The sequence below is a fragment of the Phyllobacterium chamaecytisi genome (genome assembly GCF_020164455.1).
GTDB classification, from domain to species: Bacteria; Pseudomonadota; Alphaproteobacteria; order Rhizobiales; family Rhizobiaceae; genus Phyllobacterium; species Phyllobacterium chamaecytisi.
The window spans coordinates 1-656 of sequence record NZ_JAIQWW010000071.1 but is presented as its reverse complement, the minus strand read 5'-3'; the positions used below and the strand labels follow the sequence as shown (position 1 = coordinate 656).

The window sequence follows — 656 nt, the reverse complement described above, 5'->3', positions numbered from 1 at the left end:
GAGATCGAGAAAACGTCTTCGATCGGCATCAGGAACGGCAGGTTGATCGGACGCTCTGGGGTCGGAATGTACTTGTCGACTTCCGCCATCAAGGCACGAACGGCGTCTTCGCCGATTTCCTTGTTTGAGTCTTCAAGTGCTGCCAAAGCCGAACCCTTGACGATCGGAATGTCGTCGCCGGGGAAATCATACTTCGACAGAAGCTCGCGTACTTCGAGCTCGACGAGTTCGAGAAGCTCGGCATCGTCAACCTGGTCGACCTTGTTCAGGAACACGACGATCGCCGGAACGCCAACCTGACGGGCAAGCAGGATGTGCTCGCGGGTCTGTGGCATCGGGCCGTCGGCAGCCGAAACAACCAGGATCGCGCCATCCATCTGCGCCGCGCCGGTGATCATGTTCTTCACATAGTCGGCGTGGCCGGGGCAATCGACGTGCGCATAGTGACGGGCTGGCGTCTCATATTCGACGTGTGCCGTCGAAATGGTGATGCCGCGCGCCTTTTCTTCCGGCGCTGCGTCAATCTGGTCGTACGGCTTGTACTCTCCGAAATACTTCGTAATCGCTGCCGTCAACGACGTCTTGCCATGGTCAACGTGACCAATCGTGCCAATGTTGACGTGCGGCTTGTTACGTTCAAACTTGCTCTTAGCCAT

The 656-nt window shown here is 57.3% G+C and carries 1 protein-coding gene; it reads right to left on the bottom strand.

Annotation, left to right across the window (positions count from 1 at the left end; all coding sequences use genetic code 11):
• On the bottom strand, positions 1-656 hold a 656-nt coding region (locus LB462_RS30960; protein ID WP_224515960.1), incomplete at its 3' end, for a GTP-binding protein.